Source organism: Lysinibacillus sp. FSL P2-0066 (assembly GCF_037969495.1).
Lineage (GTDB): Bacteria > Bacillota > Bacilli > Bacillales_A > Planococcaceae > Lysinibacillus > Lysinibacillus boronitolerans.
Genome location: NZ_CP150202.1, coordinates 375772 through 389010, shown reverse-complemented (window position 1 = coordinate 389010; position 13239 = coordinate 375772). Strand labels below are relative to the sequence as shown.

General features: G+C 37.1%; 12 protein-coding genes and 1 riboswitch. Of the genes, 4 read left to right on the top strand and 8 right to left on the bottom strand.

Translation table 11 applies throughout. The features are described from left to right. Positions 1–19 precede the first annotated feature (19 nt). On the bottom strand, positions 20–1099 hold the full coding sequence (locus MKZ14_RS01905) for a metallophosphoesterase (protein WP_312124652.1): 1080 nt from the start codon (positions 1097–1099) through the stop codon (positions 20–22). 308 nt (positions 1100–1407) lie between these two features. Between MKZ14_RS01905 and MKZ14_RS01900 the strand changes: the two genes are divergently transcribed. After that, positions 1408–2556, top strand: coding sequence for an acyl-CoA dehydrogenase family protein (locus MKZ14_RS01900; protein ID WP_339280598.1), 1149 nt, complete (start codon positions 1408–1410; stop codon positions 2554–2556). Positions 2557–2591: 35 nt separating this feature from the next. Here the strand turns inward: MKZ14_RS01900 and MKZ14_RS01895 are convergent, their stop codons facing one another. From MKZ14_RS01895 to MKZ14_RS01880, 4 genes are all read right to left on the bottom strand, one after another. After that, entirely contained in the window at positions 2592–4802 is a 2211-nt protein-coding gene (locus tag MKZ14_RS01895) for a histidine kinase dimerization/phospho-acceptor domain-containing protein (protein ID WP_339280597.1), read from the bottom strand. Positions 4803–4818: 16 nt separating this feature from the next. Next, on the bottom strand, positions 4819–4974 hold the full coding sequence (locus MKZ14_RS01890) for a hypothetical protein (RefSeq protein ID WP_016994457.1): 156 nt from the start codon (positions 4972–4974) through the stop codon (positions 4819–4821). Continuing rightward, positions 4952–5644: a response regulator transcription factor gene (locus MKZ14_RS01885; protein ID WP_016994456.1), complete on the bottom strand. Its 693-nt coding sequence runs from the start codon at positions 5642–5644 to the stop codon at positions 4952–4954. Before MKZ14_RS01885 ends, MKZ14_RS01890 begins: the two co-directional genes overlap by 23 nt. A gap of 76 nt (positions 5645–5720) precedes the next feature. After that, on the bottom strand, positions 5721–6584 hold the full coding sequence (locus MKZ14_RS01880) for an EamA family transporter (protein WP_016994455.1): 864 nt from the start codon (positions 6582–6584) through the stop codon (positions 5721–5723). 155 nt (positions 6585–6739) lie between these two features. Between MKZ14_RS01880 and MKZ14_RS01875 the strand changes: the two genes are divergently transcribed. Continuing rightward, positions 6740–6970, top strand: coding sequence for a hypothetical protein (locus MKZ14_RS01875; protein ID WP_016994454.1), 231 nt, complete (start codon positions 6740–6742; stop codon positions 6968–6970). A gap of 57 nt (positions 6971–7027) precedes the next feature. On the opposite strand, the gene MKZ14_RS01870 is transcribed toward MKZ14_RS01875, so the two are convergent. The 3 genes from MKZ14_RS01870 to MKZ14_RS01860 form a co-directional block, all read right to left on the bottom strand. Next, complete coding sequence (locus tag MKZ14_RS01870; RefSeq protein ID WP_016994451.1) at positions 7028–8014, bottom strand: homoserine dehydrogenase; 987 nt, start codon at positions 8012–8014, stop codon at positions 7028–7030. Positions 8015–8476: 462 nt separating this feature from the next. After that, positions 8477–8863: a hypothetical protein gene (locus MKZ14_RS01865; RefSeq protein WP_016994449.1), complete on the bottom strand. Its 387-nt coding sequence runs from the start codon at positions 8861–8863 to the stop codon at positions 8477–8479. 332 nt (positions 8864–9195) lie between these two features. Then, positions 9196–10497, bottom strand: a complete 1302-nt coding sequence (locus tag MKZ14_RS01860) for an O-acetylhomoserine aminocarboxypropyltransferase/cysteine synthase family protein (RefSeq protein ID WP_339280596.1) — start codon at positions 10495–10497, stop codon at positions 9196–9198. Between the two features lie 117 nt (positions 10498–10614). After that, positions 10615–10728, bottom strand: a riboswitch (SAM riboswitch). Between the two features lie 155 nt (positions 10729–10883). Between MKZ14_RS01860 and MKZ14_RS01855 the strand changes: the two genes are divergently transcribed. Together MKZ14_RS01855 and MKZ14_RS01850 are read left to right on the top strand one after the other, a co-directional pair. Next, a complete protein-coding gene (locus MKZ14_RS01855; RefSeq protein ID WP_339280595.1) occupies positions 10884–11516 on the top strand; it encodes a glycerol-3-phosphate acyltransferase in 633 nt (210 codons plus the stop codon). Positions 11517–11711: 195 nt separating this feature from the next. After that, positions 11712–13193 (top strand): DASS family sodium-coupled anion symporter, encoded by a 1482-nt coding sequence (locus MKZ14_RS01850; protein ID WP_339280594.1) that lies wholly within the window; start codon positions 11712–11714, stop codon positions 13191–13193. The last annotated feature ends 46 nt before the right edge of the window (positions 13194–13239 follow it).

Below are 13239 nucleotides of genomic sequence, written 5' to 3'. Positions count from 1 at the left end.
ATTGTTAGATTATCACATACTATTGAAATTTTATATCTACTACCCAAAGCTCTGATCTACTGCCAATTCGCATCGGTGGGCCCCAGAAGCCATAGCCTGATGAAACAAGTGTATGCATCTGTTCCTTTAACTTATAACCATAATCTAGTTCAAATACACGAGCTGTTATATACTGATTTGGCCACAGTTGTCCCTTGTGTGTATGACCAGACATATGTAAATCAACGCCCATTTTAGAAGGCGTAATCAAGTCGTCAGGTGTATGATTCATCACAAGCCATGGTAAGTTTGCAGAAGGCTTTAGTACTTCAAGTGTTTTTCTTTCTTTATTCGTTTTGTCTTCTTGCCCTGTTAATATAAACGCATCTTCTATAACAATTGTTTCATCTAGGAGCATTTTTACATTGGCATTTTCCATTTCCTTAATAAATTCAGGAATTTTTTTCCCGTAATATTCATGGTTACCTAATATACCATATGTTCCATATGTAGAGGTTAATTGTTTCATGACATCTGCCATCCCCTCTTGAACAAACCATTTCGGGTCATCGTCCACGATATCCCCAGCTAACAACACGATATCTGGTTGTGCTTCATTAGCTAAACTTACAAAACGTTGTAAATGCTTTTTATGTGATAAAACACCTAAGTGAAAATCCGATGCCACAACAGCTCTTAGTGTGTTTAACTCACTATCTTTTTTATCAATTGTTATTTCTAAATGACGAACAACTGGAGAGTAGGCTAAATAAGAGCCCATGATATTTAACAAGAATAGGATTACTACTGCTATACTACCTATTAATTGTATATTTTTAAAAGGTGTGAACCAAATAATGATTTGTGCAACTAAGCATAGCAATAAGCCATATTCAAAGATAAACATCCAGTAATTACTGATTACAGAAAACACTCGTAAAGACTCATGTAATCTTCCGATTATAATACTAAAAGCAACAAAATACAGCACTAACCAAAATAAAGCTGGAAAACGGAACCATCCCATTGCTACAAGCCACTGCTTTACTCCCCACCCTAAATAGAAAGTCAACGCACTATAAATACTAATTAAAAGAACACCGCCGATTACTTTTGGCATAACCAAGTCCTCTACTTTCTTTCTATAATTTAATTGATTATATCATTACATTTAGCAATCATATTGCCGAAAGCACTTGAATAATCTTCTAGAGAAAATAGGAACTTGTCACTTTATGCAATGACAAATTTAATTTTACCTTTTCATTTCATTAGTTACTCTCGTTTTACATGACATTTCACTGTATATAGATGTCATTTTCGTCATTTACACACTAAATGCACTTTAATTTTCACAAATCTTCCAGTAACATAGTAGATGAACGAGCAAATTTACGCATTTACGAGGAAAAAGGGGTGCTATTTCAAATGACACGTTATAAATTTGAAACAACAGAGCATGAGTTATTTCGTAAAACCTTTCGTAAGTTTTTAGCTGAAGAAGCTGAACCGCATTATGCACAATGGGAAAAGGATCATCTTATTCCGCTTTCTTTTTGGCGTAAGCTTGGTGATATGGGCTATCTTTGTCCACAAGTAGAAGAACAATATGGTGGGCTAGGGCTGGATTTCAGCTTTGGCATCATTATTCAAGAGGAACTTGAACGTATAGGCTCTAGTTTTATCGGAATCGGCCTGCATAATGATATTGTCGTCCCTTATATCGAAGCATATGGAACACACGAACAAAAATCTCGTTGGCTACCCAAATGTGTTACAGGCGACTATATAACAGCTATTGCAATGACTGAGCCTGGTACAGGTTCAGATTTGGCGAATATAAAAACGTCAGCCATTCGCGATGGCGATCATTATATCGTAAATGGTCAAAAAACCTTTATAACAAATGGCATCCATACAAACTTAGCGGTTGTTGCAGTAAAGACAAATCTTCAGGCTGAGAAAAAGCATCGTTGCATCAGCCTACTTGTTATTGAAGAAGGTACACCTGGCTTTACAAAAGGAAGACAGCTCGAAAAAGTTGGTATGCATGCCCAAGACACAGCTGAACTCTATTTTGAAGATTGTCGAGTGCCTGTTCAAAACCTACTTGGAGAAGAAGGCAAGGGCTTTCAATACATGATGGAAAAACTACAACAAGAGCGATTAGCAGTAGCGATTGCCGCACAAACAGCCGCTGAGGATATGCTTGCGTTAACGCTCGATTATGTGAAATCACGTCAGGCTTTTGGCAAAACAATTGGTGACTTCCAAAATACACAATTTAAAATAGCTGAAATGGCGACTAAAATCGAGCTTGGTAAATCATTTTTGGAAACCTTGATTGAAGAGCATATTGCAGGAAATGATGTTGTGACAAAAGTATCTATGGCAAAATACTGGATTACTGAAAATGCACGTGACCTTGCTACCCAATGTATGCAATTACATGGTGGCTATGGCTATATGGAGGAATATAAGATTGCTAGAAGGTATAGAGATATACCTGTTATGTCGATCTATGCGGGTACAAATGAAGTCATGAAGGTTATTATCGCCAAAAATTTAGGCTTATAAAAAAAAGGCGGCAAATGTTTGCCGCCTTTTTACCATTAAATTGCTGAAATTCTAACAATTACTTTAAATAAATCGCCATCTACATCAATGCTCATTCTTGCTCCATGTAAATCAACAATGGATTGTGCAATGGCTAATCCAAGCCCCGAGCCCTCTGTATGACGTGAAGCATCTGCACGTTTAAAGCGTTCAAATAATTCCTCAGCATCCTCACTAATTTCATACTTCGCTACATTTTTCACAGTAAATTCAGCATCGCCATCTGCCGTACGCTTTAATGTCACATAAACACGCGTTCCCTCTAGCGCATACTTCAAAACATTGACAATTAAATTATCAATAAGTCTCCACCACTTTTGACCGTCCACATATGCAAAGATTGGATCATGTGGCATGGTCATTCGTAAATCTAGTTGGGACTGTGTCAAATCTTCTTTATGCTCTCCTACTGCTTGTTGAATAAGCTGCGTTAGATCTACTCGACTGCGGTGAAGTTCAATATTACCGCTTGCCATTTTAGATACTTCAAAAAGGTCTTCAATCAGCACTTTTAAACGTTCAGATTTTTTATCAAGTATATGAATGTATTGTTGGCGTTCTTCCTCTGTAATATTTGGTTTCTTCAGTAAATCGGTATACGTAATGATAGACGTTAAAGGAGTCCGTAAATCATGACTCACATTTGTAATCAGCTCTGTTTTTAAACGCTCACTTTTCGCCTGCTCATGCATGGACGTACGAACACCTTCTCGTAAATGGTTAAGGTTTTCCGCATGACCTGCAAGTGGAGACTTCCCTTTCACCTTCACATCACGATTCAATCGCCCTTCAGCCATATCCTTCGTATCCTTCATAATACGATTTAAGTAACCCATTCTAGATAGGAAAATGATCATAGCAGGGAATCCTATAAACATACAAATACCAAGCACAAGGACTGCGAAGCCCCCTACTCCTGCTCCTATCATGGTAGCGACAAGGCTACCTCCTCCAAAGAAGGCTGCAGCTAGCATTACAATTGAATGCAATGCAATCGAACGATTGATAAATAAATCAGTTATTGAATCCCCTAGTGACCATAGATAGCTAGATTTCACATTTTCCTCTAGCTTTTTCAAAGTATCTACTCTTGTATACAACCATATTAATTGCACGAAGAAAGCACTGCCAATTATCACTAAAACAGCAATTTTAAAAGCAACATCTAATATATAGCGTACATAATTATGTTGATAATTGTAGTCGTAAGTGTATTCAATCGATTCAAAAACAACTTGAGAAGCAATAAGATACATCAACCCTGTGATCAATACTAGAATAACTTGAAAGTCGAATCTTGCTTTATTTAAAATCTCTTGTTCCTTCATACCTTTGACAGTTTGTAGTAAATCCTTACGACCTCTCCAAGCAAAGATTGCCGTTACAATACTAGTGAGCCACACAAAGAAAAAGGTATATTGATTCCGATGAAAACGGCTATAATCCTGCATAACCCCTAATGATTGGACTGCCTTTTTTGAGATGGTTAAGACACCCGTATATTCAGCAGTTTCATAAAGATTATCTACATTCACATAATTTTCTGTACGGTAAAAAGTATCCCTTAAATTCTCACTTATGTTCCCTACATATAATGGATTTCGCTCAGTATACTTGATTTTATAGGCACTACTTTCTGAAATATTACCTGCACGGTACGTTTTGCCTGTTTCACTATTCGTCAGCTCATAAGACCAGTAATCATAAGCCTTTTTAAAGTTTTTAGCTTCTCCTTGTGCTGCCTTGATATATTGATCGATAAGTGCTTCTTCCCCAGCAAGAATCTTCTTTCGTACATGCTCATCATCTTCAAAATTTGTCGTAATATCTTTAATTTTATTATCGCGTTCAGCCTCTAGCTTTGCCTTTAGTTCTGTTGCATTGGCATCTACAGCTTCCTGAATGCGCTGTTCGTATTGTGCTTTAATATTATCGATTTGCTGTCCCAGTGTTCCGTAGTAATTACGATGCTCTTCTATTTCCGATTGCGTAACCTCTATTTTATCTTTCAAATCTTCAGCATTCGGTACATTTATTACTAACGGTCCTAGCTCTGCCGTGAAATTATCGATTTCATGCTGAAAATTTTCTGAATCGAAATATGATTTACCAATATACTGATAACCTACATGCCAAAAAGTAAACATACCGAAAATCGTCCAGATTAAACACATTAATACGAGAAGGGATTTCCATTTTTTCACCATAAATCTTTACACTCCTCTAAAAAATTCTTTCTAGTAACTGTAAAACCTCTGAGGAGCGAGAATTGACAATTTGATAGGCATAAACACCAAAATAAATGAGTCCAACAACGCCTGCAACAAATCCTGCAATTGTCATATACTTCTCTAGTTTATTTTTCCATTTTATAGCCAACGCCCCATACCACCTTTAGATAGCGCGGATTTTTCGGATCAGCTTCAATCTTTTCACGTATTTTCCGAATGTGAACAGCTACAATATTTTCAGCATTATAAGCTTCCTCATTCCAAACACGTTCATAAATTTCACGAATCGAAAATACACGCCCTACATTTTTCATTAATAATTCCGTTATTTTATATTCTATCGGTGTTAGTCGAACAGGCTCTCCTTCTAATACAACCTCTTTTGCCTCTTCATCAAGAACAAGTCCGTCTATTTCCACTTTTGTAGCACCCTCACTATACGTTCCTAGCTGAACATAACGACGCAGCTGGGATTTTACACGTGCCAATAGCTCTAATGGATGGAATGGCTTTGTTACATAATCATCTGCTCCAACTGATAATCCATGAATCTTATCGCCATCCTCCGCCTTTGCACTCAGCATGATAATGGGAATATTGCGCTCTTCCCTAATTTTAAATGTTGCTGTAATTCCATCCATGTTTGGCATCATGATATCTAAAATGATTAAATGTACTTCATTATTCTCTAGCTTTTTTAATGCGTCTAAGCCATCTGCTGCTTTAATGACATGATAGCCTTCATTTTTCAAATAAATTTCAATACCATCACGAATATCTTGATCGTCATCTGTAACAAGAACTGTTAATTTCGTCATGATATACACCTCGCTCTCAAATATAAGTGTATCTTCTAAATCTTAAAAACCAGCTATTATAAAAATGAAGAATTTCTTAAGGTTTTAGCTTTTTTCTCCCACCTAAAGTTAAAACAACAATGCCTCCTAAAAGCATCGCTACACCAAGCCAGGATACTATACTTAAGTGTTCTCCTATTAAAAACACACCAAGAATTGCAGCAGTTAATGGTTCTGCTAATGAAAGTGTTACAGCTGAGGATGAACTAATTTTTTGTAATCCACTTAAAAACAGTAAATACGCTACGCTTGTACACATAATCCCCATAAACAGCATTGTCCATAAGTTGTCCACGTTTCCTAGCCAGGAAAAACCACCTTCTAATGAAAATGGCAGTAAAAACAAAGTGCAAATGGAAAATGTCATAGCAACTGCGGGTAATGCATCTTCCTGTGCCATTAATTTTTTACTTATGTTTGTGTAAAATGCAAAGGATAAACCTGCACAAAGAGCTAATGTGAATCCACCAACGTGTACTGACTCTTCTCCATTATTCATGAATAATAAAAGACATCCGATAATGGCCATCAATGTAGCAAGTCCCCATACTGCTGTAGGACGTGTTTTCCATACTAGCCATTCTAATACACCAGAAAATACTGGTGCACTACCAATAGTAGCAACAGTTCCAATGGCTACACCTGTTAGACGAATAGATGAGAAGAAAAGTCCTTGGAAAAGGGCAATACTAGCCGCAGCTAAAATTGTCCATTTCCATGACCATCTTAAAAAGTTAATTTTCTTCATTATAATTGTAATAGCTAATAATAAACCGCCACCAATTGCAGAACGAATTGTGGCCACTGCTATAGGAGAGACCCCTTGTTCCAAATATGTTTGGGCAGTTCCTGTCATTCCCCATAAAATAGCTGCTAGTAATACAAACAATGAATTTAACATTTTTCAACTCATCCCCGCTTCACAACTTTATTAATACTAATCATACATATTTATCCAAAATCAAACAATTATCATTTTTACTTTTCTTTTAATTACCACAGTATGCATTCTCATTAATGGACGTTATAATAAAAACAGTAAAAGGAGCGAATCGTATGTACAAAACAATTGAAGAGACAGCTATTGATCTTGGCATGCCTGTGGATCAAGTAATGCGTCTAATTTACGAAGGACGCATCCGTTCTGTTTACGATGGCCAACAAATTTTAATCAATAGTGGACAATTCAGCACTTATTTTAATCAATTGGAACGTATTAAAGAAGAAATTGAGATTTGGCGTTCTACCCCTATTCCAGAGGATATTGATGTCAAAGATGAAGACTAAAAGCCCACCATTCATACAATGAACATTGTTGAATGGCGGGCTTTTTTTAAGCTTTTATTAGATTGTCACAACAAATCCTGCTCTTTTCCCAATGATTTCCGCATAATCCTCTACCATGACACTCGCAGTTGGATACATCCCTGCTCCAGGACCGACTAATGTTAATGTACCAATATAGTTAGTCTCTAATGCCACTGCATTAAACACATCATCGACTGGATAAAGTGGATGCTCTTTATCAACTAGTTGTGGACCGACTTTTGCAATAATTTTACCGTCAGCTCGTTTCTCCACTTCAGCAACATGGCGGTAACGCAGACCCTTTTCACACGCTTCATGAACTTGTTCAGCAGAGATACTATCGATTCCAATTACTTCTACATCTGACCAATCTGGTTGCTCACCAAAAGCTAAGGCACTTAATATCATTAATTTTTTAAATGCATCCTGCCCAGATATATCATTATACGGATCTGCTTCAGCATAGCCTAAGCCTTGTGCCTCTTTTAGAGCTGTTTCGAACGACCAGCCCTGTGCACGCATTTTTGTTAATATGTAATTACATGTGCCATTTAAGACGCCTTGTATACGACTTACATCATTAACAAGTAAAATATTTTTCATTGTTTTAATAACAGGTACGCCACCAGCAGTGGTAGCCTCATAGCCTACAAAAACGCCATTAGCTTTTGCAAGATCCTGTAACTCCAAACCTCGTTTGGCAAACATCACTTTATTAGCAGTAATAACATGACATTTATGTTCAACAGCTCGCTTTAAATAACTGTATGCAGGTTCTTCGTTCACAATTGCTTCAAACACAACCTGCATACCTGGCTCTGCTAAGACTTCATCCATACTTGTTGTCATTAAATGTGCTGTGCCAGGCACACGTTCACGACTAGCATCTGTCACTAAAATCTTCGCTACCTCTAATTTAATACCTAATTTATTTTTTAGCTCTTCTCGTTTTTCATTTAAAATATGATAGATCCCCTGACCTACCGTTCCAAATCCTAAAATCGCTGCCTTTATAGTTGCCATTCTTGTTATTCCCTCCAACTTACATTCCGCAGTTTCATTAATGCTAATTTTCCATGGGGTTGTGTCATGACTATTTGACACCCACCGCAGTCTTTAGCCAACAACTCTTCTTTGTATGAGTTTCGCTATTTCTATATGTGTTGGAACACATACAAATTCAAATAATTCAAAATTTAACTTAAAGAAAATTGTAACGCAAATACATACATTGCACAAGAAAAATCTTTCTAGGAAGGACATTTGTTTTCTCTAGATGTGCAAAAGAAATCGGTTTCATTCCCTTTATTATACGTTTTATTAATCATTCTATAAGATTTGAACAAATATTGACTCTTTACATTTCAATATATGAATGTCTTTCTTCTATTATATATGTATGCTCAGACATTCATAACAATCCCTTTAAAGAAAAAACTCATTCCCTGTAGCAGCAGAGAATGAGCATAAAAATATGAGGGGATTTTAACTTGCTCTTGAAAGCAATTGATAGCGATATTGTTCTAAAGCGTGTTGAACAAGACTAATTTCTTCTTCTGTAAAATCTGGTATTGCATACGTACGTTCCACTAATTGAAATGTACCATACTTTAAGTAAATCTCTGTGGCAGGAAGTGAGATATGGCTCACACCGTACTGTTCATATGTCTCAAATACTTCCTTAACAGTATAGTCTTCTTTTTCAGTAAAAACTTGTTCTTGAAATGCTGTATGACCAAAAACTTGTTGCCATTTCTTTTCGACTGATGTAAGAAGGTGTTGAATGGATTTATTGTTGACAAAAACGTGTCCTTCATTTAGCTCATATATTAGATAGGATACAATGTTTTGCGCACTATAGATGTTACCCATTTTAAACACTCCTTTATCATCAGTTTTTTGGAAGAGCAGTTACTGGCTAGGCAACTACTCTTCTATATATTCAAAAGTGGGGGAGCACTTATGAAAACATTTTCCTTTTTAACAATAATTTCCGTACTCTTAACTTATTTCCTAGTATATAGCATGGATTTAATTAAGTCAATAATACATATAAAATTACTTGGTATTATTTTTTATAAGGTTCTGATAATTAACGGATGTTGTAAATAGTTGATGTAGCAACGTTTAACGCATTACCAAATGAGGCAAATCGAATGAGAAAATACGTAAACGCTACACCATTCTTCCCTCTGTTCTAAATCTTAAGCTTCTACAGTTTGTTCACTTGTTGTTGCCTGTGTAATGGCTTGATCTAAATCAGCAATAATATCCTCTACTGCCTCTAAACCGATGGATAAGCGAATGAGCGACTCGGTTACACCAGCTTGAACTAATTCGTCTGCTGATAGCTGCTGATGGGTAGTGGAAGCAGGATGTATAATTAATGACTTAGCATCACCTACATTTGCTACATGTGAAAATAGCTTCACGCTATCAATAAGCTTTCGCCCAGCTTCACGTCCACCTTTGATGCCAAATGTAAGCACTGAACCGAAGCCATTTCTTAAATATTTTTTTGCCAACTCATGTGTCGGGAAATCTTCTAGGCCATTATAATTTACATACTCCACAGATGGGTGGTTTTGTAAATATTCAGCCACTGCCAATGCATTCTCATTGTGTTTAGGGATACGCAAATGAAGCGTTTCTAACCCTTGCAATAAATTAAAGGCAGCATCTGCACTTAATGTTGGACCAAAATCACGTAATAATTGTACGCGTAGCTTTGTAGCAAAAGCAGCAGAAGCTGTATCAATTCCATAGCGTAACCCATGGTAAGAAGCATCTGGTTCAGTAAAACCTGGGAATCGCCCACTAGCCCAATCAAACTTACCAGCGTCTACAACAACGCCCCCTAAGGTTGTACCATGGCCTCCTATCCATTTAGTTGCTGAATGAACAACAACATCTGCACCATATTCAATAGGTGTAGAACCATAAGGAGAAGCAAACGTGCTGTCAATAATTAGTGGTAGCCCATTATCATGTGCAATCTTAGCTACTGCTTCAATATCTAAAACCTTTAAGCTTGGATTACCATAAACTTCTGCAAAGACAGCTTTTGTTTTATCAGTAATCACCGCATTGAAATTCTCTGGGTTTGTTTCATCTACAAAAATTGTTTTAATACCATAGTTTGGTAATGTGTTAGCAAATAAATTATACGTACCGCCATATAAAGAACTAGCTGCTACTATCTCATCACCAGCTCCAGCTAGATTTAAAATGGAAAATGCGATAGCCGCTGCACCAGATGAAAGTGCTACTGCTGCTGTTCCACCTTCCAATAAAGCCACACGTTTTTCAAACACATCAACAGTCGGATTGGTAATTCGTGTGTAAATATTCCCTGCTTCCTCTAGGGCAAAAAGACGTTGCGCATGAGCAGTGTCTTTAAATACAAAAGCAGTTGAGCGATAGACTGGAACTGTCCGAGAACCCGTCACTGGGTCTGGCTCTTGACCACCATGTAACAGCAATGTTTCTGGTTTAAAATTTGTCATTGTGTACCTCCAAATGGTTATTTTTTTACGATGGTACCGGAGATGAGGAGGATTTTTCTGTAGAAAACAAAAAACCCTCTTCAGCTAAGAAGAGGGTTGCGGTTGCAAGTTTTCCTCCCCTTATCTGCCAGATCCAAGTTAGAATCTGTAGGAATTAGCACCTTAGTAAGCTCATTACTTACTGGTTGCCGGGCATCATAGGGCCTATCCCTCCGCCGCTCTTGATAAGAGTATGAGATTCAATTTCCATCGTTGTTACACAGTATAAACATAGAGTTTTTTTCTGTCAACATGTAAATTTTATTTTTTCCGAAACTTCTGTCTGCTCTTATACGTAATATGAACGCATACACTATTTTAGAAAAAATTTTGAGAGGAGTATTTTTATGGTAAAGGCCGTGATCATTTTTCTTATGATTGGCTATTTAATAGGCTGTATTCACGGCTCTAAAGTGGCTCAATTTTTATCTGGGGTTGATTTAAAAAAAGCTGGCCACGGAAATGCGGGTGCCTCGAATGCTACTCTTTCCCTTGGCTGGAAATATGGCGTTTTAGTAGCCCTCATTGATATCGGCAAAGGCGTTGTCGCTATTATCGGTGCACATTTTTATCTAGCGGATGCCACTCATTTGACACAAGAACAAATATGGCTGCTTACTTACATTATGGCTGCTGGGGTTATTTTAGGTCATAATTTCCCATTCTATATGGGCTTCAACGGCGGGAAAGGAACGGCCTCCATCATTGGTATTTTACTTGCTGTTGATTGGAAGATTGGTTTATTTGCACTTATTTTATTTGTTATTTTATCCTTTGCAACAAATTATTTAATTGTAGGTGTTCTAGAATTTTATCTCGTTTTTTGTACAGCAACTTATTTATGGATTCCAGGCATTGGCCCAACCATTATAGCTGTCCTTCTTTTTGGCATAGCTATCATCCTGCATATAGAAAATATTAAACGTTTAGTTAATGGGACAGAGCCTAAAGTAACTACTGCTTTTAAGAAAAAGAAATAATATTTTATGGATATTTTTGTATTTTGTGTGACCATATATTTTCTCTTTATCTACTAATATTGCTGTAAAAAACATCTATTTTACACAGGTTTTTTTCTACAATAAAATAGACATATTCTTATCTTAATAAAACATTACGGAGTCCGATGTTATGGATAATAATCGTCATTTTTATCGTAGAAAGGATGAGAAATTATGTCTTCACCAAAACAAGCAGCTACAAAACGTAACTTAAAGCCTCTATGGATTGGCTTAGCATTCGCTTTACTAATCATTATTACTTTTTTACCTAATAACGGCGATTTACCTATAGCTGGGCAACGAGCTTTAGCCATCTTAGCTTTTGCAGTCATCCTTTGGGTAACAGAGGCTGTTTCATATCCTGTTAGCTCGGCCATGATCATTGCACTAGTAACTGTTTTACTAGGACTCGCTCCGTCAATGGATGACCCATCTACAGAGCTAGGAACAGCTGGCGCATTAAAATTATCCTTAAGTGGATTTAGTAATTCTGCCGTTGCTTTAGTAGCAGCAGCTCTTTTTCTAGCGGCTGCAATGCAAATTACTAATCTACATAAACGACTTGCTCTGTGGATTCTTTCACTGGTAGGAACGAAAACAAAGGCTATCGTATTTGGCGCCATTTTAGTTTCTATCGTCCTCGCATTTTTTGTTCCTTCTGCTACAGCACGAGCTGGCGCTGTAGTACCGATATTGCTTGGAATGGTGGCAGCATTTGGTTTACCACGTGATAGTCGGCTTGCTGCTTTGCTAGTTATTACTTCGGTACAAGCCGTTTCCATTTGGAATATCGGCATTAAAACTGCAGCAGCTCAAAATATGGTGGCTTTAAACTTTATCCAAGAGCAATTTAATGTGGATATTTCCTGGGGTGCTTGGCTACTTTACGCTGCTCCCTTCTCGATTATTATGTCGATCGTTTTATTTTTCATTATGATTGCGTTAATTAAACCTGAGACTAGCAATATCGAAGGTGGTAAAGAGGTCATCAAAAAACAGCTTGCAGAGCTTGGCCCATTAAAGGCTCCTGAAATTCGCTTAATCGTTACTTCCTTAGTTTTACTATTTTTCTGGGCAACTGAAGGTAAATTACATCCCTTCGATACGACCACAGTCACAATAGTTGCTATCGCTATTCTATTAATGCCTAAAATTGGTGTGTATTCATGGAAGGAAGTTGAGCCTCATATTCCATGGGGGACAATTATCGTCTTTGCTGTAGGCATTATGCTAGGAACCATTTTACTGAATACGAAAGGTGCTGCATGGTTATCAGATAAAGTTTTTGGTTCACTTGGGCTAGATGCAATGCCTTTACTAGCAACAATCGCACTCGTAACTTTATTTAACATTTTGATTCATTTAGGCTTTGCAAGCGCAACTAGCTTAGCCTCAGCACTTATACCTGTGTTTATCGTTTTAGCCTCCACATTAACGGCTAATGTGGATCAAGTTGGTTTTGTTATTGTGCAACAATTCGTCATAAGCTTTGGCTTCCTATTACCGATTAGTGCACCACAAAACATGCTTGCCTATGGTACAGGTTCCTTTACAACAAAGGATTTCTTGAAATCAGGCATTCCATTAACCATTATTGGTTTCCTTCTCGTACTTTTGTTCTCTGCAACTTATTGGAAATGGATTGGATTATTATAAGACTTTGATTAAATAAAACGTAAAAGCCTTGAAGAAACAGACTAAC